Below are 22,887 nucleotides of genomic sequence, written 5' to 3' on the forward strand. Positions count from 1 at the left end.
AAACGTGTCGGTAAATTCCGTCATCTCCTCAAATCCCCAGGGTGTTTCAGGAGGAACCATTACGGGAAACGTACGGCCAAGCTGATCCGTCCATGAGCCATATTTATAGGTTCCATTCGCGGCATTGAACTCAGCGAAATTTCCGTTCACATCCGTAAGTCGTCGCGCGCGTCGAATATAGGATTGCGTAACAGTCAGGCCATGCGGCTCAGGGGGGCCTGAGTTGAAGTCATAAAACGATCCGTCCGACAAATACAATCGGAAGATATTTGCGTTAGTGTCCTGTTCATATTTAAGGCCCGAACCATCGGTCGCAACAAAAATTCCTTCCCAAGCCGAAGCCGGAGGCCAGAGAGGATTAGGAAGTGGTGACGGCATTGGAACGGGGACATCGCTGGCCCGCAGTTCGTGTGATTCGCCGCCGGGAAGAAACACGGTTAACCGACGGACGTAATAGACATGGTAATAGGTAGGACTGGCATTACGCCAATTGTATGGCCTGCCGTGAGTGTCGAAGAGGCGTGTCATGCCTGTATATTCGATATGCGGTTGAGCAAGGCTGCTCGTCCAGCCCGCCGCGGAGTCTTCCGAATAAATGCCGTCCACGCGGGTTATGGCGGAGTTTGCGTCGTATTGGTCTTCCTCGAGCTTCCATACTTTAGACGAGTAACTAAGACCTAGCGGAAGATCGAAACCTCGCCCCTTATAACTACCTAATGGAAGATCGAATTCCATGCCAAGAGTCGAAGGATTTACACGCCCGGAGGAACGCAGCGTCTGATCAACGGTGTTCTTGGTGGTCTGCGTGTGTTGACCAAAACAGATGGCAGATGCGGCCAAAACGATGAAAAAAGATAGGGTGATCCTTTGCATTGCTACCTCCTGTAATATGTCGGCACCGGAATGTCGCCGGCGAGGCCCCATTGGACGGTGCGGTCGGTTTGGGTGGCGGATTGGCGGATATACCACCAGCCGTAGTTTCTGCTATCGACGCGCCAGACGGCGATATCGACCTTGGCGTCGCCGTCGTAGTCATTCGGGACAAGGATGTCGCCCGATGCGCCGTACGAGAGCGATGTCGTGCCGCCGTCTGAACTGCGCCGTATATACCAGGTTGTATTGGACGAGCGCCAGACGGCGTGGTCGGCCCTGCCATCGCCGTCATAGTCGGCTGATACGGGCATGTCTCCGGTCGCCCCGTAATCCTGTGTGCGCGACGCGCCGTTTGAACTGTCGATCGAGTAGAACGTATGGTTCGAGTTTCGCCAGACGGCCAGGTCGGCCCTGCCGTCGCCGTCGTAGTCAACAGGCTTTGGCGTGTCGCCGCCTGCGCCGAACTGTGTCGAAATCTGGCCGCCGCCTGAGCTTGGCAGGTAATACCAGTAATAGGTCGATGGCCTCCAGACGGCGATGTCGGTCTTGCCGTCACCGTCAAAATCGGCAGCCATATTGATATCGCCGGTCGTGCCGAAGTTGACGCTGTAATAACTGCCCGTAGAGGATGGCACCATGTAGAAGACGCCCGTTGGACCGGGCCGCCATATGGCGAAGTCCGTCTTGCCGTCGCCGTCGTAATCGCCCTGGACGGGAACGTCTCCGTTCTGGCCCCATTGGTACGATGTCTGCTGTGAGCCGGGGCCGCCGAGAACGTACCACATGCCGGTGGACGGCCGCCATACGGCGAGATCGGCGGGCGGAACGGCGCTGGCGTTCGCGTCCTCGACCGCGAGAAGCCGCGACCCGGCATAGATGTATTCCTTGCTCAGTTGGGGCGTCGGCGTTGGATCGGGTGGTGCGAAAGGTATCCAACTGTTCGGTGCCCCCTTCGGCAGTTTCTTGCCGAACCAGCCGTAGCGCTGGCCGGTGATGGCGTCCGTGCGCGGCAGCCAGCCATTTGCGGTAAAGACGCCGAGAGCGATCAGCAGTAGCCCCGCGACTCCCGTGATCCAATAGACAAAATCGCCCGAACGCTTTGCTTCGGTTCGTGACATCACAGACATCTCGGACCTCCTGTTGCTTCTGTATCCGGCGGTATGCACCAAACAGCTTCCGCCAAAGCAGAGGCATGCGATGCTGCTAGTCCTTTATTTGCAGTGTTTAGAGAGAACCGGGGGGGGGTAATGCAGACCCCAACCATGGATGCGGTCGGGAGCATGCCGTCGGAACGTATTCATCATTGCCTCGATTCTCCGTCAGGAAATATGATTGCACCCCAAACTGCAGGGATCGGTAAGAGTATCGGAGATCAAGGAACGATCATTTGCAAGATACGCCTGTTCAGGCAGGTTGTCAATATGCTTTCACAAAGAACGTGTTTAGTTGTCAGAACCAGGAGAATTCTCGCAAGGGAATTCACTTATATGCTCAAGAAATAGTCTTTGTTGCTGAAAAGGTCGTTCTTTGCCCCAGACAAACTCATTTTGTTAGCGAACCCGGCCGAAAAGTCCTCAATAAAATGCCAAAGTTCGCAAACAAAATCATTTTGTTAAGGAACATTGCTGTTCCTTTTATGAACAAACCCGCTCCTTAAGGAAACGACCTCTTTCCCCTCACCAACAAAACCATACCCGTCACATGCAAAATGCCATCTCTCGATATCTTTGTAAGGAACATGGGCAGCGTATTGTCTCTGCAACATCGTATAGTCTGCTTGACACGTTGCATAGCTGATGTTAATATCGCAGAGATGCAACCCACACGGGCTGCAGAATACAAAACAACACATTAGGAGAAACCACTATGGACTACAGAAGATTGACCGACGCCGATCTCGTTGACTTTGCAAAGAATGTCGAGCAGCAGCTCATTGGGCACAACGTGGATGGCATCGACAACACGCTTGCCGATTCGCTCGCGGCCACGCTCACCACGCTCAACCCGCCGTTCGAGACGGTGATCGAGAGCAGCGTCACGCAGACCGCCGAGAAACAGTCGGTCATAGCCGACAAACAAAGCATGAGGGACGAATTGATGGCAAAGCTTGCCAAGGTGCGTAACTATCTGGTCGCGGCCGAATCGCCAAAGAAGGCTTATGAGGTGTGCGGGTTTACGTTCCCCTCTTCGCGTTCCACCATTACGGCCTATGACCCAAGCGATCTGGCCGGCGAGGGGCGCTCAAACGGCGTCAATTACCTAAAATGGAATGGCAACAACAAGACAGGCTCGGTGGTCTATGAGATATGGCGACGTTATGGCGACGGACTCCCCTTCGTCCTTCACGCGACGACCAAGAAGCAGACCTATCAGGACTACCCCGTGCAGCCCGGCGGCGAATACACCTACAAGGTCCGTGCCGTCGCCGCTACCAACACGTCAAACTTCTCAAACACCGCGCTCATCTACGGGTCGCCTTAGCCGCAGGCCTGTCAGTATTAGCAAGCAGGGCCGACGTTACGCACGTCGGCTCTTTGCTTGAAAATCAGTTTTCTATGATATACGTGTGACCTGCACCTGGCAGGGAAACCAACGAAAGTATGGTAATCTGCATCTTTCTTTGAGATGAAAAGTTTCGTCGTCATCTTGCTCGTTGCGGTACTTGGTCTGTCAGCCGTGGCCCAGGAAAAGCCAATCACGCAGAAGGAGTACGTATCGCTGCTCTACGCGCTCGAGAAGGCGCCAACTACGAGAGATGAGGTCATCGACGCTCTCCGGCGGCGAGGCATCGATTTTGCCGTCACCGACGGCCTCCGCAGCCTTACGCGCTCCAAAGGCTCAAATAACGAGGAATTGAAGCGCGCGTTGGAAGAGGCGGGGCGTCGGCAAAAGGACCCTGTTGCAACCAAGCTGCCCGGTGAGGCAGAGGCCGCCGAGGTGCTCGTTCAGGCACGCACAAGAACGCGAGAGCTTCTCGACGAGATGCCCGATTTCGTCGTCAAACAGATCATCACCCGCTCTGATTCGTATGCGGGCACAGGCAACTGGAAAGCCTACGATAATCTGGTGATCGCCGTCAGCTATAGCTCTGACAAAGGCGAACAGTATCGCGTCCTGGCCCGCAATGGTGCTCCGGTAACCGATGCGGTGACGGCGGGCAGCTATCACGGCCTCGACGGTGCTACCTCAGGCGGCGAATTTGTCGAGGACCTGCAAAAGATATTCAAGCCGGAAAGCAAGACGACATTTAGCCTGCTCACGACCGATGTCGAGCGCGGCCGCCGCACGATCGTCTATGAATATGAGATCCAGATCGAGAACAATAAGGATGGAGGCGTCGGGCTGAAAGGGCCTGTCTTCTCGTCGTCGCCCGCGGGCGAAAAGGGTCGCATCTGGATCGACCGCGACACGCACCGCGTATTGCGTGTCGAGTACAAATTGACGAATATCGCGGCAAGCTTTCCCGTCAAGGCCGTGACAAAAACGATCGAGTACGACATGGTCGATATTGCCGGCGAACACTATCTGATGCCGACGCTCTCTGACTTTCGCGGCACGGTCGAGCAATCCGGCAAGCGGTTTGAAAGCCGCAACGTGATTAGGTTTAGAAATTATCAGAAGTACGGCAGCGAGGTCCGCATCCTTGATGACGACATCGAACCGCAGCCCGAACCTACGCCGAAACCTTGAGCCGATGTCGAGTAGATTTGCACTGCGAACGGTTTCGATTATCTTTTTCTGTTGTGCGGTAATTGCCGCGCAACCAAAGGAAGAGAACAAGCGCGAGGCCGATCTGGTAGAACTAAAAAAACTCGACAAGTCGATAAAACTCGATATTCGCTACGCGACCGCTGACAACTTCATGGGCCGCGTCGTGTATCCCGAGGCACGTGCATTCCTACAGCGGCCCGCCGCAGAGGGCGTCATCCGCGTTCACAAGCTATTGAAAAAAGAGGGGCTTGGCCTTGCGATATTTGACGGCTACCGGCCGTGGTCGATAACAAAGCTCTTTTGGGACACTGTAACGCTCGAACAGCGAAAGTTCGTTGCCGATCCCGCAACGGGCTCAAAACACAACCGCGGCTGCGCAGTTGACCTGACGTTGTTCGACCGCAAGACGGGCCAGCTTTTGCCGATGCCTTCCGGTTATGATGAATTCACAGAGCGGGCATCGCCAGATTACGCGGGCGGAACCGAGGAAGAACGGGCGAACCGGGACAGGCTGCGGAAATTGATGGAGGCCGAGGGATTCACGGTCAACGCCGACGAATGGTGGCATTTCGACTTTAACGAATGGCAGCAATACGCGATCTACGATATCTCGTTCGAGGAGGCCGCGAAACTAAAGCAATGAAGCTGTGTAAAATGGCAGTCTCGTGTTTGTTCTGCCTGCTGGCAGCGGTTATGTCATTCGCCCAGGGCGGCGGCAAGGCGGAGCCGAAACGGATACAGTTTGCCGCCGGCAAGTCATCGGCGGCGCTCAGCGGGACGCTGTCAAACGGGCAGGAGATGGAATACGTCTTCGGCGCGCAAAAGGGGCAAACCGTCACGATACGCAATACGAGGACGAGCCTATTTGACTTTCGCGTCTTCAACGAGGAATTTGACTTTGAGACCGAGTTTGAGAGTTCGCCAACGCTTACCTTTGAGGTGCCCGAGACGGGCGATTATCTTTTTTTTGTCAGAAAGAAACACGTCAGGAGCCCGCGAACTGCGCGGTTCTCGCTGACCCTTGCTATCAAATAGATCTGGAGGAGTTTGATTACAATGAAAAAGACCACGCTGCTATTGACCATCGCCCTTGTGGCGTTCATGACGATCTCACAGACCGGTGCCGAGGCCCGCGAGCAGACCTTTGCCGACCGCTTTGCCGGGGCGATAGATGCCGGTGAGAGCGGCACATATATGTTTGACAAGAATCACTCGGTGATCAGCTTTAAGGTCAAGCATAACGGCCTGATCGAGATCCCCGGATTTTTCCGGGATTTTACCGGTAAGGTCGAATACAACGCCGCCGACGTGTCCAAATCCACCGTCGAATTCTGGGCCAAGGCGACGAGCATCGACACCGGCGTCGCCGGCCGTGACAATCATTTGCGATCAAAGGATTTCTTTGAGATCGAGAAGTTCCCGGACATCACCTTTAAGAGCACAAAGGTCGAAAGAAAAGGCAAGGTCTGGGTCGTGACGGGCGATTTTACGATGAAGGGCGTGACCAAGCCGATGTCGTTCCCGTTCTACCTCACGGGCTTTCTCCCAGGCAAGGACAAGAGTCCGGCCCGTATGGGTATCACGGCATCGACCGCGCTCAATCGACGTGATTTTGGTGTCAATTACGGCGGCAATCTGCCGAGCGGTGTTGCGGTGATCTCTGACAATATCAATATCGTTCTCGAGATCGAGGCGACGATCAAGAAAGACCTGCCGGCCGCGATCAAGGCCGCGACCGCATTATGAGCCGGCCAGACACGACCGAATACGATGCGGCCTACGAACACTACGTTTCGCTGGTGCCTGAGGACCGGATAGTGCCGGTACTTGAGGCTCAGCCCGCCGAGCTGGAGGCGATGTTTGCCGACATCGCCGAGGAACGAGGCACATTCGCATACGCCGAGGGGAAATGGACGATAAAGGAACTTCTCGGCCACCTGATCGACTGCGAGCGGATGTTTGCCTACCGGACGCTGCGTATCTCGCGCGGTGATAAAACGCCCATCGAGGGTTTTGAACAGGACGGCTATATCGAGAATGCGTTCGCGAACGAGCGGTCATTCGGGGACCTGCTCCATGAGTTCTCCATTGTGCGCGAAGCAAACGTGATAATGTTCGACCACCTAAAGAAGGACGCATGGGCGCGCACAGGCACCGCCAACGACGTTGAGATATCGGTGCGCGCCCTTGCCTGGATCATGGCCGGGCATGTGCGTCATCATAAAGCGATACTGAAAGAGCGTTATCTGGCGCCTGCGTGACCTACGACGCGATCATCATCGGCGGCGGCGCGGCCGGACTTTTCTGTGCGATCACGGCAGGTAAGCGAGGCCGCCGGGTGCTCGTGATCGAGCACAACGCCGAGGTCGGACGAAAGATCCTGATTTCCGGCGGCGGCCGCTGCAACTTCACGAACCTCAGCGTCACGGCCGAGAATTTCATCTCGCAAAATCCGCATTTCTGCCGGTCGGCCCTTGCCGGCTATTCGCCGCAGGACTTTATTGAGCTCGTAAAAAAGCATCGCATTCCCTTCTACGAAAAGAAGCTCGGCCAGCTATTTTGTCGTGACAGTTCGCGTTCGATAGTCGATATGCTGCTCGCCGAATGCCGCAGAGCACGCGTCGAGATCCGCACACAGTGTTCGGTTGCCGAGGTCAATCATGCCGACGGCTTTTCGGTCCAAACAGATCAAGGACGATACAATGCCCTTAACCTCGTCGTGGCTTGCGGCGGCCTCTCGTTCCCAAAGATCGGAGCAACCGACCTCGGCTACCGCATCGCTCGCCAGTTTGGCCTCGGGATCGTTGAAACTCGCCCGTCGCTCGTCGGACTGGTGCTCGAAGGACAGAAATTTCCCGAACTGGCCGGCATATCGCTCGATTGCACAGTGTCGAACCAGAAACACAAATTCCGCGAAGATGTCCTGTTTACGCACCGCGGCCTGTCGGGACCGGCCATTATCCAGATCTCCAATTATTGGAAAAGGAACGAGGCTGTTTCAATAAACCTACTTCCCGACATCGATGTGGCCGCCACGTTGACCGCGAACCGTCATGGCCGGCGAACGGTGGCCAATTTTCTCGGCGATCTCGCACCAAGACGCTTCGCCGAAGCTTTCGCGGCAAACGCGAACAAACCGCTGAACGAACTCTCAAATCGTGCGCTTGCAGAGCTCGGACAGAGGTTCAACTCATGGAGTCCTCGATTCTCAGACACCGACGGCTACTCACGGGCCGAGGTCACACTCGGCGGCGTCTCGACCGCCGAACTTTCGTCAAAGACCATGGAGACGAAAATGGTCCCGGGACTCTTCTTTATCGGCGAGGTTGTCGATGTGACAGGATGGCTCGGCGGCTACAATTTTCAATGGGCGTGGTCGTCAGGTTTTGCAGCAGGAAATGCCCTGTAAAACGATAAGCGAGGGAGGCGTCTCCCACACCGCCTCCCTCTTTTTCGCGGGCATGTACAGGGCGTACACGTATCCGCGAAACCAAGCTGTTATCTTCGGTCACAAGACCGTGCCGAGAGCCCTACAGTGTGGGTGCGCTTAAACAGTTACACAACGGACTTGACCCTGTCAAGCAAAAAGTCATGGCCTTTTGGACGTCTCGCGAAAGTCCGAGATGTCCATTCCGTAACGCTCCTTGACATACTCCTCTGCGGCTGCATTCACCGAACGAAGATTTATCAGCCGCCGCTCGCTCTTCTTGATATGTACGCGGGCACGGGCCGCCATTTGCGACAACAGGTCGCGTCCCTCCGCCATCTCAGACTCGACCTTTTTCCGAAGCTCGAAGAGCTCTGACGCCTCGGCCTCAGCACGCTCTCTAACAAGTTCGAGGAACCTCGTTCTTATCTGCGCTATCTGCCTGATGGCCCGCACCAGTTGGTCGCCGATGCCGTCGCCGCTGATCAGGTCAGGGCTGTGACGAAGGTCTTCGACCAATTTGTTCAGCTTTACTTGGTCGCCGGTCGAATACGCCTGATTTAGCTCGGCCATCAGGCCGTGTCGCCGCTCCTTCTCGGCCACGTCCAGGGCAAGGTCCGGGTGGATGACCCGAGCAAGGTTGTGATACGCCTTACGTGCCTCAGGCGTGGGGTCGAACAGGCCGTCAGACGAAACCGTTTCGGCGGCACGCGCCGATTCCTCAGCCCGGCGACGCAATTCCTCAGCCTTCTTCTTGATCTCTTCATCGTCAGGGACCAGCTTGTATTCTTCCTCCGCGATCTTGGCCTCGATCTCATCATGCTCCGCATAGAGCCTAGCCACATCCATCGTGTACCGGGCCTCAAAGCGTTCCAATGCGAACCGGAGATCGGCCATGTCCTCCTCGCGGTCGGCGAGCCGATCCTTGAGCCGTTCGAGGACGCGGAGCTTCTTATCGAGCTCGATCTCTTCCGGAGGTTTGTTCATGAATACAAGTTCATCGGCCGCGTGAGTAACTTGACCGGATCAGCCACGTTCAACGCCTCGCGAACAAAAAAAGGCTCGCCCGCCGCTACGCCGATCATTGTCCCAAAGTGCCTCGAGCGGTTTTCCAACTGATCAAGGAAACTCTTGCCCGTCAACATCGTTTCAGGCTCGGTCGACAGCGGATCATAAAACTGCGAGCGGTGGGCGCGTATAGCCTCCATCTTATCCTTGAGAAAATCTGAAATATCGACAATGAATGACGGCACTACCCGCCGTGAGAAGAGGCAGTGGGCGACGATCGGCGGTTGCAATCGGTCCTCGCCGGTTTCCGGATCATAATTGCGCATTGCCGCCAGACGGGACGATTCGCGAACGAGTTGAGCAATGTGATCGTGGTCGGGATGCGAGTCCTCGTGCTGATGCGTCAGCACCACACGCGGCCTGAGCCGTCGAAAGACACGCACCATCGCAACTCGCTCTACGTCCGTGACAAACACATGTCCGTCCGTCAGGCCCAGGTTCTCTCGCACGTCGAGCTTGAGAATTCTCGCCGCGTCCTCGGCCTCTCTTGCTCGGCCCTCGACCGTTCCGCGCGTGCCCATCTCGCCGCGGGTCACATCAAGTGCTCCCGTCTGGTAGCCGAGCGATTTCATCTTTAGCATCGTGCCGCCGACCGAGAGTTCGAGGTCGTCGGGATGCGCAAAAACGGCGAGGATGTCGACCTGGCTCATTCGGTTAATTTATCACAGCATCGCTCTGTTAACATTCACCTATGAAGCTAACGGTCCTCGGCTCTGGCACGAGCGTTCCGCATCCAAAGCGGACAAGTTCTGCCTACTGGCTAGAAACGTCTGGCGGCTCGCTGCTCCTTGATTGCTCGGCATCGGTCGACTCGCGAATGGCCGCAGCAGGTCTCGACTGGCCAAACCTCGACACGATCTGGATCTCACACTTTCACCTCGACCACGTCGGCGGCCTCGCACCGCTGCTCGCCGGGACAAAACACGCCGAGGAAATGAACGGCCGCACCAAACCGCTGCGCATAGTCGGGCCCAAGGGCCTTGCCCAACTGATCAATGGATTCAGCGACGCAAATAACTATCGCCTGCTCGAACAACCGTTTCCTGTCGAGATAATCGAGGTCGAACCGCTGGAAAAACATGAGATCGTCACAGGTGTCGAGGCGGTCGCGATGAAAACTCCTCACACCGCAGAAAGCCTCGCGATATACATTCGCGACGGCGAAACAACGCTCGTCTACACGGCCGATACGGCCTTTGACGAAAAACTGGCGACCTTTGCCAACCGCGTCGACCTGCTCCTGATCGAATGCACCTTTTTGCGCAATAAGCCCGTAAAGAAGCACCTTGAGCTCGCCGAGGTTATGCACATAGTCAGAAAGGCGCAGCCAAAACGCGCTGTTCTGACGCACTTCTATCCCGAATGGGACGAAGTCGGTTTTCAGGAAGAGGTGGGCAAATTTCAGCCGGCCTCGGAGGTATTCCAGGCTTTTGACGGAATGACTATCGAGCTCTAGCCATTGGCGTGTCGCTTTGCCATCGCCATCAGGTCGGCGGGCATCCATTCCTCAAGGACCTTTTCCTCTGCAGCGGCAATGCCCTTGGCCCGGTTTCGCCACTCTTTTGCGGGGTCGTCCTCGCGGCCGGATTCCTTGGGATAATTCTCGACCTGTTCGAGGCTGATGACGATGCCGAGGGCAACTTCGTTCCAGTCCTCGTTCTGGATGCCGCGGAGTACGACCGGCAGGCCCGCGGTCCAATCCTCTTCGGGCGCAATGTTGTCAAATTCCGGAATGGTCAAGGTCACGGTTAAGGGAAATGGGCCGCCGCGAAATTCGCTGACGATGCGCTTTCGCAACTCATCAAACGACGCAGACGGATCGCTGCTCCGCATCTCCATCGCACGCCTAAAGATATCTGATACACTAGGTTCGTTCATGGCTTTTCAGCCACAGGTTAGCACATATTGCGAAACCGGCGGAAAGAGCGCAACGTAAACCTTCGTTAACCGCATCTGATGCGTGAGCACTTTTGACCAAGATGAAAACAGCCATCGCTATAGTATTGACCCTCTTTACCGGCACCATCGCGTTTGGCCAGAACGAGCAGGCTCCGATCCTCGAGAAGGAAATCACCTATAAGAACTGGAAGTACAAGGACGTTCGCTCGGGCGAAGAGACGGAGTTACGCAAGTTCGCGAAAGGAAAAAAACTCGTCATCGTTGTCTATTTTGCCCCGTGGTGCGGCAACTGGCGTCACGACGCTCCGTTCCTGCAGCGGTTCTATGAGAAATACCATGGCAAAGGACTCGAGATCATCGGTGTCGGCGAGTATGATCCTGCGTCGTCAATGCGAAGCAATCTGGACACTCTAAAAGTCACCTTTCCCGTCGTTTTCGAATCCGAAAGCCGTGCAGATAAGCAAAAGACCTCGCACTACGACTATCGCAAATCTACCGGAGACAACCGCAATTGGGGCTCGCCGTGGTACGTTCTGCTGAGTCCGTCAGCGATGGAGAAAAAGGGAGACGTGCTCGTGAAGAAGACCCACGTCATCAACGGTGAGATGGTCGAGGCCGAGGGGGAACGGTTCATCCGGCAAAAGCTCGGGTTGCCTGTTGCCGATACAAAGACCGCTGACAAGGATGCAAAGATCGAGGTCTGTGACCCGAATCAACCTTCAAGCGGGCTTATCACCACTGCTGTGAAGAAGCAGTGAGCCTACATCGCAGCCAGAGCATCAGATAATTTCTCCACAAGCATCAGCAACGGTTGTCCGGATTGCGAAAACTTTCCGGCTGCCGCCAGATCTTCGCATTCGGCACTGATCCGCGTGATCCCGTCGATCTGGGGCAGGAATTTCTTGAGGCCCGATTTAGTGCGGAAGTCGACCTCCAGCGTCGCGATACCCGCGCGAAGATTTCGTATCGCCTGCATCACCTTCGCCTTGTTGGCAGAATTTGCGTCAAGCGTCGTTTTGGGCAGCGTTTTGGCATTTGCCTGTGCGTCGATGTCCTCTATCCCGTACGCGATGCCGCCGAGCATGTAGAGGAACTTGGTGACGTTCTTGATCTGGATCGACACTTTATCGGCACCTTCTCTAATTTCCAGGGGCGAGCCGGCGGTCACGGGCTGAGTTGTCGGCTTTTTGGCGGTCGATTTGGTCTTTTGTCCGAACGCGGCTGTCGTTGATATTGCGAAGAAAAGGGCGATGTAGATTAGCGTGGTCAGTCGTTTCATAATGGGCCTGCCTGTTAAATATCCGGCAAAAATCTTATCATAGATGAAGATGCCGGTTCGGGAGTTGGAAGTTCGCCGCCTTGGGCGCATCGCCTATGCGGAGGCACTCGATTTGCAAAAGCAGCTCGAGGATGATGTGATCGCCCGGCGTGTGCCGGACCATTTGTTGTTGCTCGAGCACCCGCACACTTACACGCTCGGACGCCGCTCAAAGGAGCAGGGCGTGTTGGCAACCGAGGCAATGCTTCGGTCACTCGGCGTAGATGTCTTTGATATCAACCGTGGCGGTCGTGTCACGTATCACGGACCCGGTCAGATCGTCGGCTATCCCGTGATCAATCTCTCACCTGATCGTGAAGATGTACACAGATATGTCCGCGACCTCGAAGAGGTCCTGATTCGCTCCATGGCGGACTTTGATATTAAGGCCTACCGGATCGACGGGCTCACGGGCGTCCATACATCGGCTGGCAAGGTGGCAGCTATTGGCGTCCATATTAAGCGCTGGGTGACAACGCACGGATTCGCCCTGAACGTGAAAACTGACCTGAGCTATTACAACTGGATAATAGCCTGTGATGGCGAACCGGTGACATCGATGGATCGGTTGCTGGGACACGAGGTGGAGATGGCTGAGGTCACTGACAGCGTAGTGAAGAATTTTTGTTCCGTCTTTGAGTACGCCGGGATCGTTCACTTCTCCGAACAGACCGCACGCCAGCCGCGCAATGAGACTGGGCTATTAGAGGTACTGACATGAACAAACTATCGATATTGCTTTCTGTTCTATTGGCCGGCCTTTTGTCGGCCGCGTGCGGAGGCTCGCAGAATACTGCAAGCATTAATCCGACGGTCCCGCCTAAGCCGCTTTTCAAGGTTGTCGAACGACCGCAGGAGATCAAAGACCTGATGGCCAAACGCGGCGAGCAGGATCAGGCCGCGCCAACCCTAAAGATCGTCGAGCCGGCCGCCGATACCACGTTGTCGAGTTCGACCGTCAAGGTCAAACTCGAGATCGCAGGTGATCTGAAGGGTTACTCTCCCCATATGGATATGGAGACCAAAACGGGCAACCACATCCATGTCATCCTCGACAATCAGCCATACGAGGCATATTACAATCTGGGCCAGGCTTTCGAATTGCGGAATGTTCTGGACGGGGAGCACACCCTACGCGTCTTTCCTTCACGGCCGTGGCACGAAAGCTATAAGAACGACGGCGCGTTCCAGATGATCAAGTTCACTGTGAAGGGCGGCAAGGCCGACCCGAACAAGCCGACAATCACGAACTCAGGTCAAACTGTGTCCAATACTAGCTCCGCCCCGGTGGGCGAGGGCAAGGACGTTCTGCCCAGCAACGCGGGCCCGGTGGACATGACAAGGCCGCTGCTCACCTACAGCCGGCCGAAAGGCGAATACAAGCTGGAAACCTCGGACGAGATAATGGTCGATTTCTGGCTCTCGAATGCCAAGCTGACAGGTGACGGCGGGGAGTACCGAGTGCGGATCAAGATCGACGCCGCTGAGCCCATCTATCTTGAAAGATGGGAGCCCGTGTGGCTGACGGGTTGGACGCCGGGCAAGGCGATGCTTGCCCTTGAGCTCGTAGATCGGAATGGCAACATCATTGACAACGCGGGATATAACCGCACGACCCGCGACATCACTATAACGAAATAGATATGAGACGAGACATTACATCGTGGTTTAGCCACAATCTCGGCATGGAAATGCCCCTGGTCGCCTACGGTGACCGCGGCTACCCGCTGCTGATGTTCCCGACCGCCGCGGCTGACTATCTGGAGTATGAGCGGTTCTATCTGGTCGATTCGATAAAGGACCTCATTGAGGCGGGACAGATCCGAGCTTACTCGATCAATTCCGTCAATCGCTACAGCCTGCTCAACAAGGAATCGCATCCGGGCTGGAAGGTCGAGATGCTGGCTCGCTACGACCGCTACATCATGGATGAGGTCATTCCGCTGATCCGAAACGAATGCGGCTCTGACGCCCGCCCACTAACAACCGGGGCCTCGCTTGGGGCATTCCTGGCTGCGAATACCTACTTCAAACATTCCGAAGCGTTTCGCGGGACGATCGCGATGAGCGGCAGCTACGACATCTACAACTACCTTGAGAGCTATTTTGACGACAACGTCTACTTCAACAATCCGGTGATGTATCTCAAGAATCTCGATGACGACTATCATCTGCCGCGTTTGCGACAGGCGGATTCGATCGTGATCGTCAGCGGCCAGGGCTCATACGAAGCCCCAGACCGCAGCCGGGAATTCTCAGGCCTGCTGCATTCAAAAGAAATTCCACACCGCCTCGAACTCTGGGGCCACGACGTTAATCATGACTGGCCGTGGTGGCGGCGAATGTTGCCGCATTATCTTGGCGAGTTCTGCAAACAATAAGAGGGATGATCTCTCATCCCTCCTGTGATCAACCGTCACCCTTCTTACCCTTGCGTTTTCCGCCTTCGGGCCTATCCGGCGCCGGGTCGTTTCGCGGCGTCGATTGAACGGTCGGCGGTCGAACGACGATGGGCCGATCGGGGGGTGGTCCCGTATCTGCAGGCTTGGTATCCGCCGATCCGGGCCTCCCTGAATCGGTCATCTGTGTTTCACCGGGCAGAGGTGCATCCGGGTCGATCTTGGTTCCCGGAGTAAAAACAACACCGGTCTTACGGCCCTCAAGATCTGCTTCTTCCAGCTTTTCGAGTTCCTCGCGCTTTCGCATCTCACTTGCCCGTTTTACTTCAGGCGGCATGGGCGGCGGAGACGGGAATGTCTCAGTTGGTTTTCCCTTCAAGAAGGGGACCATGAACGCGTTGTAGTAAGGTAGCGCACCATGTCCGCCGGTCATGCCCGAGCCCAGTGATTCCTTTCTGAGCGGATTGCCCATCCAAACGCCGGTCACGTAGGTCGGAGTATAACCGATGAACCAAACGTCGGTATGGTCGTTCACCGTCCCCGTTTTGCCTGCCACTTGGCTTCCGCCGCCGGCTGCTCCCGGGGCCGTTCCACCGCCGGCGGTGACGCCCCGCATCATCTGAACCATCGTTAACGCTACGTATTCACTCGTGACCTTGGTACTCGCGCCATCATACTCTTCGAGCAGGCTGCCGTCGCGGTTGTATACCTTGCGGATAAGGTGCGGCGCCATGCGAATACCCTTGTTTGGGAATACCGAATACGCCGCCGTCATCTCGAGCAGCGAGGCCTCGCTCGCACCCAATGCGCTCGGCAGGCTGGGGGCCATAGGATTCGATATGCCAAAACGCCTCACCATTTGCCCGCCGGCCTGAATACCAACCTGTTCGAGCAAGTGGACGGCCGCGATGTTATAGGATTTTGCGAGAGCGATCTTCATCGGGACGTTGCCGTGGCTCGTGCTGCCGTCGTAATTGTGCGGCATCCAACCACCGCGTTTTATCGGCGCACCGCTGACCGTCATATCCGGCGTCATTCCGTCCTCAACGGCAGCAGTGTAGATAAACGGCTTATAAGCCGAGCCTGTCTGCCTGAGCCCCTGTGTAGCGTTATTGAATTTGTTGGTTTGGAAATCGTACCCGCCGACCATACACACAACTTCACCTGTTTTTGCATTGATCGTTACCAAAGATGCCTGCACCTCAGGCACCTGTTGCAGTTCAACATCGAGCATTTGCTTGTCCTTATCTACTCCCTTGATAAGGAACTCAGCCAGAAAACCCGGCTTAAGCTCGTCCTTTGGCCTGCGGCCGCTGCGGCCCATATCACCGGCCCGCACGATCGCCTTGTAGCGCCCGAAACGCACCCCGACCTCATCAGATGTCGGGCTCACCTTCATAACAAGACCCTTAATGTACTCACCTTCTTTGTAGTCATCGCCATACCAGTCAGGATGTTTAAACGTGTCCAGCGTCCTCTGGATCTCTTTCTCATCTGTCAGAGGCTCTTCATTCTCATCAACGAGAATATTCTTATAGTCCGAACGCCATTTTCGGCCACGATCAAAGTTTCGCAGACGTTCACGAATGGTTCGGGTTGCGATCTTCTGCGCTTCGACATTTATGGTCGAATAGACCTTAAGCCCACCCTGTGCGACGCGGGTCGTGTATTTCTCCTCGAGGTATTTTCGGATCTCTTCGATCGGATAATCCCACGCGGTCGATTTCGGCTGTGACTGGTAATAGGCGGTGCTCGCCAACTTAATATCAATAGCTTTTGCGGCATCCACTTCGGCCTGAGAATACCTTTCGGGAAAGTACTTCGCCATTTGGTCGAGGACGAGATCGCGCCGTTCGCGCGCCTTCGCCAGATTGCGCGTCGGAGAGTATTCAGGCGATTTTGGGATCGCTGCCAGCAATGCCGCCTCCTCCAGTGTCAGGTCCTTTACAGACTTACCGAAATACGTCCTCGATCCGGCCTCAAAGCCATATGCGCCCGCACCGAGGAACACATAGTTCATGTACATCTCGAGGATCTGATCCTTTGTATAGAGCCGCTCGATCTGCAATGCGACCGCCCATTCGTTGACCTTTCTCGTGTAGGTCTGATCCTTGTAGAGAAAGAGATTCTTGGCTAACTGCTGCGTGATCGTCGATGCTCCCTCGGTCCGCCCTGTAGTGAGGTTTCTGTAAACCGCTCCGATGATCCTGTACGGATCGATACCGATATGTTCGCGATATCGATAGTCCTCAATAGCCAGAAGAGCATCGGTCACGCGATCCGGAACATCCTGGATCTTCAGGGGTATGCGTTTCTCGATAGCGAACTCGGCAAGGACCGTCTCGCCATCATCTGCGTAGATGGTCGTAACCTGAGGCGGACGATATGTCGCAAGGGCCGATACCTCGACCGAGTATCGAGAATTGTTGAGGTAGTAGCTCGCCAATACACCCGTCAGGGAACCTGCTGCGAGGGCCAGCAGAAGCGAGGTAACAAAGAACATCGCCGCCGATGAACGGCTGCGCGAACCCGCCGTCGCCCGTCTGCCGGGAACGTCTAATCGCTGAACCTCTACCGCCACACCAATACCTCCTAGTTAACGAACCGACGCAGTCTAATGCTCACGACGAAGCCGATCGCCACAAACGTCGACAGAATGGCCGACAAGCCTGCACTCATCAGGGGAAGCGGCACGCCGATGACGGGTAGAAACCCCAGAGTCATCCCGATGTTGATGAATATCTGGAAGACCATCCCGCTCACAATGGCCATTATAACAAGCATTCCGGCGCGCTCAGAAGCCTCTCTCGCCCCGGCTATCATCCTTGAAAGCAGTAAAGCGTATGCGAGCAACAGCGATATGCAGCCAATAAATCCTGTATTCTCTGCAGTAACGGCAAAAATGAAATCAGTATGCGGCTCAGGTAGAAATTTCAGGACGCTTTGCGACGTCTCCGTCTCGCCGTGAATGCCCGACAATCCGCCCTTGCCGACCGTGATCATAGACTGTATCGTGTGATACCCGTAGCCGCGCGGATCGACGCTGTCCGGGTCGATGACCGCCATGATCCGTTCCTGCTGATAGCGCTTGATCTTACCGGTGCTGACACCAACATACCATGCCGATGGGATCAGAACCGCCGTTGCGACAAGAGCAATGATGATGTATCGCACCTTGAGGGCGGACAAGAACAGCACAGCCGCGAGCAGCGGGATGTATGTGATCGCTTGACCCGCATCCGGCTCAAGCATGATAAGCGCTAGCGGCCCGGCTAGGATCGCACTTCCGATCAGGGTCTCACGCAGCGTTAGCTTCTTGGGTTTCCTGACACCGAAATACTTCGCCAGCATCAACACCGTAGGGATCTTCACGAATTCCGACGGCTGAAATTGCCCGATCACCGGAAGCCGAAGCCACGCCTTCTGGCCGTTGACCTCCACGCCCAACGGCGTCAAAACAAGAAGCAGCAGAACCAGTCCGACTCCATAGAATACGGGTGCCGAATCTACGATGCGGCGAAAATCAGTAAACGCAACGACTACGAACGCCGTAACGCCGATCGCGATACCGATGATCTGCTTTGACCAGTAACCCTCGCTCGGCAGCGCGTTTCGTATCTGCCAGACGCCAAATCCCGCAATGGCCAAGGCCAGCACAGCCGTTAGCCAGTCAAAATCGCGTAGCTCTCGTTTTTTCTCCAGAATGGCCGCCATGCCTTACTTAGTTGCGACCTCCTGTGGGTCATCCGGTCGCGGCTCCCGTTTGGTAAGGTACGATTGATACATGGCCCGCACGGCCGGCGCGGCATGTGAACCACCAAAACCGACGTTCTCGATCAGCGCGATCACTGCGATCTCGGGTTTGTATGCCGGTGCAAACGATACGAACCAGGCATGGTCCTTCTTTGCTCCAACGTCTTTGCCCAATTCTGCGACCTGTGCCGTTCCGGTCTTGCCCGCGATGTCAAAGCCCGGAATTCGTATCGAGCCGGCGGTACCGCCGCCGTTTACCACACCCCACATTCCCTTGACCATCACCTCTTCTTGTTCGGGCGTCATTGCGATGAGCTTTGGCTGCGTGTGAGTGTAGCCAAAGCCCGGCCGCTCAGGGAAAAAATTTGCGTCGCCCGGCTCGCCGACCGCACCGATCGTCTTGAACTCTTTCAAAAAGTGGGGCACATACATATTGCCGTGCATGCCGACGCTTGAAACGGCCCGGAGCATCGAGATCGGCGTTACGACAACTGTGTCCTGACCGATCCCCGCGTAAACTGTCCGGATATCACTCCACTTACCCTCATTTCGCTCAACCCAACTTCGCCACGATTTTGGCGTCTGACTTACCTTCTCGTTGGGCAGATCGATGCCGGTACGCCGGTCGTACTCAAAGTCCTCGATCATCTGCGACAGGCCGTCGATACCCATCTTGAGCGCAAGACGATAATAATAGCCGTCACAAGATTTTGTGATCGCAAAACTCAGCGGCGGCGAACCGTGGCTGCCCATACACCGAGTAAATTTGTTTCCGATCCTAATACCGCCGCCGCAGGCTACATTGGAATGAGCGACAGTGATCACGCCCTGCCTTAGAGCTCCGACCGATTCCGGGATCTTCCAGGTCGAACCCGGCGGATACCGTCCCTGAATTGCCCGGTTGTAAAGTGGGCGTTTCTCGTCCTGCCAATAGGCCGCGATCTGACGCCGCCCTTCCGGTGTTGAGCTGCCACGAACAAAAATGTTGGGGTCAAACGACGGCGCCGATGCCATCGCAAAGATCTGCCCGTTGTTAGGGTCCATCGAGATGATCGTGCCGCGCTTCGTCGCAGATTCGGCCAACTGCTTCTCAGCCTCCATCTGCAGATCGAGGTCGATCGTCGTTACGAGGTCCTGTCCCGCCTGCGGCCGCACGACCTCAAGCTCGCTTTGAACGCGTCCACGACTGTCGACCAGCACCTTCCTATACCCATCACGGCCGCGAAGATACTCATCATAATACTGCTCGAGTCCGCCCTTCCCGATAATGTCACCTGGTCGAAATCCGCGGTCCTTATAAACGGGGTCTTCTAACTGCTTTGGACTGATCTCGCCTACATATCCGAGTACGTGCGCGAGCGTCGTTCCCAGCGGATAAAACCGCTGTGGCTGCAACTCAACACGCAGCTCAGGGAATTCGAGTGAATGAGATTCGACCCACGCAATATCACGCATGTCGATGTTCTCTTTGAGCACCATCGCCTCGAACTCATTCTGTTGCTTTATCAGGTTGAGCCTTTCAACAACGAAGCCGCGATCAAGCTTGAGTCCATTCGCGTATTCATCAACCCGTTCGCTGACGTTGATCGATTTCAAGGGCTCGTTCGAGAGAACAACATTGTAGGTCGGCCGCGAATCTACCAGCAGCCGCCCGTTGCGGTCAAAGATCGCCCCGCGCGGGGCGGGTATCGGTATCAGGCGAACACGCTGACTCTCAGCACGGTCGCTGAAGTAGGCGCCCCGCATTATCTGCAGGTAATAGAGCCGGACTCCCAGAATGCCAAGCAGCACAAAAGCCAATACCTGTATCGTGGCTACGCGCGCGGCGAGGTTCTGGACGTGATCGCCTATCTTCATTCTATTTGCCCAGCCGGATGGGGTTTCGCCTGCGTGTCTGCCGCCGGGCTCCGAATACGTCGCGCCGTTTACGTCGCGTGCCCTTTTCGCCCGATAGGCTCTGCAACATCAGATAAATGACTGTTCCGACGGTCGTCGTTCCTATCAGCGAATAGGCTCCCGTGACCAACACATCACCCGCAGGCGCCTGTCCGAACAGGCGATGGAGTCCGTAATAGACCGAATCATCCAGCAAACACGCACCTGCTATGATGGGGATCCTGAGCAGAATGTTGTCCAGATACACCCTGCGGGCGATTTCAGAAACGGCGTAGGCGACGAGTGTCTTTGAGAACCCGTTCGCACCGAGCAAGCCGCCGCTCAACGCATCGACCGCGATACCCGCTAATGTTCCAAAGATGATCGCGCGGATAGAGTTTCTCTGAAGAGCTGCGTAAACAACAACGATCAGCGGCAGGTCGACATAAGCCAACGGCTCCGCCACATTGCGCAGCGTCCACTGCAGCACAACGGCGATTATCAGTGCGATGGTCAGTCTTACGCCTTCCACTTACTCACTCAGTTCCAGATCAGTCTTTTGGCCGTACCGAATTAGGCAGCTTTTGGTCATAGTCCGCATTGGCCTGCGGTTCATACAGGAGAATCCCGACTTCCTGCATCGAGCTCAAACGGGCCGCCGGTCGGATCTGGATTACATGCGGCGTCGTAGCCGAACCGGTCACGATATTGACGATCTCGCCGATCTTTAATCCCGCCGGGAATATCCCGTCCTGGCCGCTTGTAAACACTGTCTGACCGACCCGCACATCGATATTTCCCGGGACGTATTTCATCTCGAGGAGCTCCTTCTTGCTCGTGCCGGCGACGACGCCGAGGGCGTTTGATTCACCGATCTGGCCGACAACTGCCCCAACGCCTGATTTGTCACGGGTTATCAGATCTATCTGCGCCGTCAGCGGGCTGACGGCCGTCACGCGGCCGACCAGGCCGCCGTCCGTCACGACCGGCATGTTCAGAGTAACGCCGTCGAGGCTGCCACGATTCACTATTGACGCGTCAAACCAGACAGAAGGGTCACGTCCGATGATACGTGCAGTAAGCACGCGATACCGACTTTGCTCCTTTAGTTCGAGCATCGAACGCAGCCGAGTGTTCTCACTCGCGAGCTCTTCCTTTTGTTTTAGCTCGACCTCGAGTTCCTGGACACGCTGTTTTAGCAGACTATTCTCGTCCTGTGCGGAGCGGAGATTTGAGATGGAGGTGAAATAGTTGGCAATTCCCGAGGTGATGGTTGTGACCGGCGACTGGACAAAATCGGCTACCGTCTGCGTCCATGATCTGATGACACGTTGCCCGGTCGTAATCTCTCTGGCGTCAAACGCCATCAGCACGAAGTTGATCAACAAGAATGCGATCATCAACCACGGCGCCAGCCGCCATACTTCGGTTTGACTACGCTCTACCATTTAACACGGGTTCGTGGTCAGTTTCCGGTCATTAGTGAATTGTCCCACTTAACGCGCTTAAGGAGTTCGAAATCGGACAGCATTTTGCCGGTGCCTAACACGACGGATGACAACGGATCGTCCGCAAGCACGACCGGCAGGCCCGTTTCGATCATCAGGCGTTTATCGAGATTCTTGAGAAGTGCTCCGCCACCCGTCAGCACGATGCCCCGCTCGACTATATCCGCCGAGAGCTCGGGCGGTGTTCGCTCAAGAGCGACCCGGACGGCATTAATGATCGTCGATACCGAATCCGAAAGGGCCTCGCGTATCTCCTCGTCCGTCATCGTGATCGTCTTCGGGATGCCCTCGATCAGATTGCGCCCGCGGACATCCATCGAGAGCGGCTCTTCGAGCGGAAACGCCGAGCCGAGAGCTATCTTGATCGCCTCGGCCGTTCGCTCACCGATCAAGAGGTTGTATTTGCGCTTGATATACTGCGTAATCGACTCGTCCATCTCATTGCCCGCCACACGGACCGCACGGGAATAGACGATGCCAGAGAGCGAGATGACCGCAATGTCCGTCGTGCCGCCACCGATATCGACGACCATGTTGCCGTGCGGTTCGGTGATCGGCAGGCCAGCACCGATAGCCGAGGCCATTGCTTCCTCGACAAGATAAACTTCGGATGCCTTCGCACGATAGGCCGAATCTTCTACCGCGCGTCTCTCAACCTGCGTGATCTCCGACGGAATACCGATGACGACACGTGGGCGGACCCACGATTTGCCGTTGTGAGCCTTACGGATGAAGTGCTGCAGCATCTTCTCCGTGACCTCAAAATTTGCTATCACGCCATCCTTCATCGGCCGGATGGCCACGATATTACCGGGCGTGCGGCCAAGCATTTCTTTTGCATCGCGGCCAACGGCCTCAACCTGATTGGTAATTTTGTTTATCGCAACTATCGATGGCTCAGAGACGACTATGCCGCGGCCCTTTGCATAAACAAGAGTATTTGCGGTCCCGAGATCGATCGCGAGATCGCTCGAAAAGAGACTGAACAGAGACTTAAATGCCATTATCCATCAAATCTTCAGCTAATATCCGGCCGAGGGCGCCATTTTCAGACAA

23 protein-coding genes are annotated in these 22,887 nt (G+C 55.8%); 12 read left to right on the forward strand and 11 right to left on the reverse strand.

Features of this window, described 5'->3' with window-relative positions:
• Positions 1 to 875: 875 nt before the first annotated feature.
• Positions 876 to 1,991, reverse strand: a complete 1,116-nt coding sequence (locus IPM59_01635) for a VCBS repeat-containing protein (protein ID MBK9214295.1) — start codon at positions 1,989 to 1,991, stop codon at positions 876 to 878.
• Between the two features lie 748 nt (positions 1,992 to 2,739).
• Here IPM59_01635 and IPM59_01640 point away from each other — a divergent pair.
• The 7 genes from IPM59_01640 to IPM59_01670 all read left to right on the forward strand — a co-directional run bounded on the left by IPM59_01640 (position 2,740) and on the right by IPM59_01670 (position 7,993).
• Positions 2,740 to 3,354 carry a hypothetical protein gene (locus IPM59_01640; GenBank protein ID MBK9214296.1) on the forward strand — a complete coding sequence of 205 codons (615 nt, stop codon included), beginning with the start codon at positions 2,740 to 2,742 and terminating at the stop codon, positions 3,352 to 3,354.
• 144 nt (positions 3,355 to 3,498) lie between these two features.
• Complete coding sequence (locus tag IPM59_01645; GenBank protein MBK9214297.1) at positions 3,499 to 4,563, forward strand: hypothetical protein; 1,065 nt, start codon at positions 3,499 to 3,501, stop codon at positions 4,561 to 4,563.
• Between the two features lie 4 nt (positions 4,564 to 4,567).
• Entirely contained in the window at positions 4,568 to 5,227 is a 660-nt protein-coding gene (locus IPM59_01650; GenBank protein ID MBK9214298.1) for a M15 family metallopeptidase, read from the forward strand.
• On the forward strand, positions 5,224 to 5,619 hold the full coding sequence (locus IPM59_01655; GenBank protein ID MBK9214299.1) for a hypothetical protein: 396 nt from the start codon (positions 5,224 to 5,226) through the stop codon (positions 5,617 to 5,619). The genes IPM59_01650 and IPM59_01655 overlap by 4 nt, the downstream gene beginning before the upstream one ends.
• 21 nt (positions 5,620 to 5,640) lie before the next feature.
• Positions 5,641 to 6,330, forward strand: coding sequence for a YceI family protein (locus IPM59_01660; protein ID MBK9214300.1), 690 nt, complete (start codon positions 5,641 to 5,643; stop codon positions 6,328 to 6,330).
• On the forward strand, positions 6,327 to 6,845 hold the full coding sequence (locus tag IPM59_01665; protein ID MBK9214301.1) for a DinB family protein: 519 nt from the start codon (positions 6,327 to 6,329) through the stop codon (positions 6,843 to 6,845). Before IPM59_01660 ends, IPM59_01665 begins: the two co-directional genes overlap by 4 nt.
• Positions 6,842 to 7,993: an NAD(P)/FAD-dependent oxidoreductase gene (locus IPM59_01670; protein MBK9214302.1), complete on the forward strand. Its 1,152-nt coding sequence runs from the start codon at positions 6,842 to 6,844 to the stop codon at positions 7,991 to 7,993. The genes IPM59_01665 and IPM59_01670 overlap by 4 nt, the downstream gene beginning before the upstream one ends.
• 180 nt (positions 7,994 to 8,173) lie before the next feature.
• Here the strand turns inward: IPM59_01670 and IPM59_01675 are convergent, their stop codons facing one another.
• Together IPM59_01675 and bshB1 are read right to left on the reverse strand one after the other, a co-directional pair.
• Positions 8,174 to 8,998, reverse strand: coding sequence for a J domain-containing protein (locus IPM59_01675; protein ID MBK9214303.1), 825 nt, complete (start codon positions 8,996 to 8,998; stop codon positions 8,174 to 8,176).
• Positions 8,995 to 9,729, reverse strand: a complete 735-nt coding sequence (gene bshB1, locus IPM59_01680) for a bacillithiol biosynthesis deacetylase BshB1 (protein ID MBK9214304.1) — start codon at positions 9,727 to 9,729, stop codon at positions 8,995 to 8,997. The genes IPM59_01675 and bshB1 overlap by 4 nt, the downstream gene beginning before the upstream one ends.
• Before the next feature lie 41 nt (positions 9,730 to 9,770).
• On the opposite strand from bshB1, the gene IPM59_01685 reads away from it, so the two are divergent.
• Positions 9,771 to 10,535, forward strand: coding sequence for an MBL fold metallo-hydrolase (locus tag IPM59_01685; GenBank protein ID MBK9214305.1), 765 nt, complete (start codon positions 9,771 to 9,773; stop codon positions 10,533 to 10,535).
• Here the strand turns inward: IPM59_01685 and IPM59_01690 are convergent.
• Entirely contained in the window at positions 10,532 to 10,957 is a 426-nt protein-coding gene (locus IPM59_01690; GenBank protein ID MBK9214306.1) for a hypothetical protein, read from the reverse strand. The genes IPM59_01685 and IPM59_01690 overlap by 4 nt on opposite strands.
• 101 nt (positions 10,958 to 11,058) lie before the next feature.
• On the opposite strand from IPM59_01690, the gene IPM59_01695 reads away from it, so the two are divergent.
• The gene (locus IPM59_01695; protein ID MBK9214307.1) at positions 11,059 to 11,736 is read left to right on the forward strand and encodes a redoxin domain-containing protein; all 678 of its coding nucleotides are present in this window, start codon (positions 11,059 to 11,061) and stop codon (positions 11,734 to 11,736) included.
• A gap of 2 nt (positions 11,737 to 11,738) precedes the next feature.
• On the opposite strand, the gene IPM59_01700 is transcribed toward IPM59_01695, so the two are convergent.
• Entirely contained in the window at positions 11,739 to 12,257 is a 519-nt protein-coding gene (locus IPM59_01700; GenBank protein MBK9214308.1) for a hypothetical protein, read from the reverse strand.
• Positions 12,258 to 12,300: 43 nt separating this feature from the next.
• Between IPM59_01700 and lipB the strand changes: the two genes are divergently transcribed.
• The 3 genes from lipB to IPM59_01715 are packed head-to-tail and all read left to right on the forward strand — an operon-like array spanning position 12,301 to position 14,677.
• Entirely contained in the window at positions 12,301 to 13,017 is a 717-nt protein-coding gene (gene lipB / locus IPM59_01705; GenBank protein ID MBK9214309.1) for a lipoyl(octanoyl) transferase LipB, read from the forward strand.
• The gene (locus tag IPM59_01710) at positions 13,014 to 13,937 is read left to right on the forward strand and encodes a hypothetical protein (protein ID MBK9214310.1); all 924 of its coding nucleotides are present in this window, start codon (positions 13,014 to 13,016) and stop codon (positions 13,935 to 13,937) included. Before lipB ends, IPM59_01710 begins: the two co-directional genes overlap by 4 nt.
• Before the next feature lie 50 nt (positions 13,938 to 13,987).
• Entirely contained in the window at positions 13,988 to 14,677 is a 690-nt protein-coding gene (locus tag IPM59_01715) for an esterase (protein ID MBK9214311.1), read from the forward strand.
• 28 nt (positions 14,678 to 14,705) lie between these two features.
• Here IPM59_01715 and IPM59_01720 read toward each other — a convergent pair whose 3' ends face one another.
• The 6 genes from IPM59_01720 to IPM59_01745 are packed head-to-tail and all read right to left on the reverse strand — an operon-like array spanning position 14,706 to position 22,835.
• Positions 14,706 to 17,276, reverse strand: a complete 2,571-nt coding sequence (locus IPM59_01720) for a PBP1A family penicillin-binding protein (GenBank protein ID MBK9214312.1) — start codon at positions 17,274 to 17,276, stop codon at positions 14,706 to 14,708.
• A gap of 11 nt (positions 17,277 to 17,287) precedes the next feature.
• Positions 17,288 to 18,409 (reverse strand): rod shape-determining protein RodA, encoded by a 1,122-nt coding sequence (locus IPM59_01725; protein ID MBK9214313.1) that lies wholly within the window; start codon positions 18,407 to 18,409, stop codon positions 17,288 to 17,290.
• Between the two features lie 3 nt (positions 18,410 to 18,412).
• Complete coding sequence (gene mrdA / locus IPM59_01730; GenBank protein MBK9214314.1) at positions 18,413 to 20,305, reverse strand: penicillin-binding protein 2; 1,893 nt, start codon at positions 20,303 to 20,305, stop codon at positions 18,413 to 18,415.
• A 1-nt stretch (position 20,306) separates the two neighbouring features.
• Positions 20,307 to 20,855: a rod shape-determining protein MreD gene (gene mreD, locus IPM59_01735; protein ID MBK9214315.1), complete on the reverse strand. Its 549-nt coding sequence runs from the start codon at positions 20,853 to 20,855 to the stop codon at positions 20,307 to 20,309.
• Between the two features lie 19 nt (positions 20,856 to 20,874).
• The gene (mreC, locus tag IPM59_01740) at positions 20,875 to 21,771 is read right to left on the reverse strand and encodes a rod shape-determining protein MreC (GenBank protein ID MBK9214316.1); all 897 of its coding nucleotides are present in this window, start codon (positions 21,769 to 21,771) and stop codon (positions 20,875 to 20,877) included.
• A gap of 17 nt (positions 21,772 to 21,788) precedes the next feature.
• Positions 21,789 to 22,835: a rod shape-determining protein gene (locus tag IPM59_01745; GenBank protein ID MBK9214317.1), complete on the reverse strand. Its 1,047-nt coding sequence runs from the start codon at positions 22,833 to 22,835 to the stop codon at positions 21,789 to 21,791.
• Between the last annotated feature and the right edge of the window lie 52 nt (positions 22,836 to 22,887).

This window comes from Chloracidobacterium sp. (assembly GCA_016715795.1).
Taxonomy (GTDB): domain Bacteria; phylum Acidobacteriota; class Blastocatellia; order Pyrinomonadales; family Pyrinomonadaceae; genus OLB17.

Excerpts from the sequence above, each read along its gene's own strand:
- IPM59_01690 (MBK9214306.1), bottom strand. The coding sequence starts at position 10,957 with ATGAACGAACCTAGTGTATCAGATATCTTTAGGCGTGCGATGGAGATG.
- IPM59_01650 (MBK9214298.1), top strand. The coding sequence starts at position 4,568 with ATGTCGAGTAGATTTGCACTGCGAACGGTTTCGATTATCTTTTTCTGT.
- IPM59_01655 (MBK9214299.1), top strand. The coding sequence starts at position 5,224 with ATGAAGCTGTGTAAAATGGCAGTCTCGTGTTTGTTCTGCCTGCTGGCA.
- IPM59_01725 (MBK9214313.1), bottom strand. The coding sequence starts at position 18,409 with ATGGCGGCCATTCTGGAGAAAAAACGAGAGCTACGCGATTTTGACTGG.
- mreC (MBK9214316.1), bottom strand. The coding sequence starts at position 21,771 with ATGGTAGAGCGTAGTCAAACCGAAGTATGGCGGCTGGCGCCGTGGTTG.
- IPM59_01635 (MBK9214295.1), bottom strand. The coding sequence starts at position 1,991 with ATGTCACGAACCGAAGCAAAGCGTTCGGGCGATTTTGTCTATTGGATC.
- IPM59_01675 (MBK9214303.1), bottom strand. The coding sequence starts at position 8,998 with ATGAACAAACCTCCGGAAGAGATCGAGCTCGATAAGAAGCTCCGCGTC.
- IPM59_01665 (MBK9214301.1), top strand. The coding sequence starts at position 6,327 with ATGAGCCGGCCAGACACGACCGAATACGATGCGGCCTACGAACACTAC.
- IPM59_01685 (MBK9214305.1), top strand. The coding sequence starts at position 9,771 with ATGAAGCTAACGGTCCTCGGCTCTGGCACGAGCGTTCCGCATCCAAAG.
- IPM59_01710 (MBK9214310.1), top strand. The coding sequence starts at position 13,014 with ATGAACAAACTATCGATATTGCTTTCTGTTCTATTGGCCGGCCTTTTG.
- IPM59_01715 (MBK9214311.1), top strand. The coding sequence starts at position 13,988 with ATGCCCCTGGTCGCCTACGGTGACCGCGGCTACCCGCTGCTGATGTTC.
- IPM59_01700 (MBK9214308.1), bottom strand. The coding sequence starts at position 12,257 with ATGAAACGACTGACCACGCTAATCTACATCGCCCTTTTCTTCGCAATA.
- IPM59_01745 (MBK9214317.1), bottom strand. The coding sequence starts at position 22,835 with ATGGCATTTAAGTCTCTGTTCAGTCTCTTTTCGAGCGATCTCGCGATC.
- lipB (MBK9214309.1), top strand. The coding sequence starts at position 12,301 with ATGAAGATGCCGGTTCGGGAGTTGGAAGTTCGCCGCCTTGGGCGCATC.
- IPM59_01660 (MBK9214300.1), top strand. The coding sequence starts at position 5,641 with ATGAAAAAGACCACGCTGCTATTGACCATCGCCCTTGTGGCGTTCATG.
- bshB1 (MBK9214304.1), bottom strand. The coding sequence starts at position 9,729 with ATGAGCCAGGTCGACATCCTCGCCGTTTTTGCGCATCCCGACGACCTC.
- mrdA (MBK9214314.1), bottom strand. The coding sequence starts at position 20,305 with ATGAAGATAGGCGATCACGTCCAGAACCTCGCCGCGCGCGTAGCCACG.
- IPM59_01695 (MBK9214307.1), top strand. The coding sequence starts at position 11,059 with ATGAAAACAGCCATCGCTATAGTATTGACCCTCTTTACCGGCACCATC.
- IPM59_01640 (MBK9214296.1), top strand. The coding sequence starts at position 2,740 with ATGGACTACAGAAGATTGACCGACGCCGATCTCGTTGACTTTGCAAAG.
- IPM59_01645 (MBK9214297.1), top strand. The coding sequence starts at position 3,499 with ATGAAAAGTTTCGTCGTCATCTTGCTCGTTGCGGTACTTGGTCTGTCA.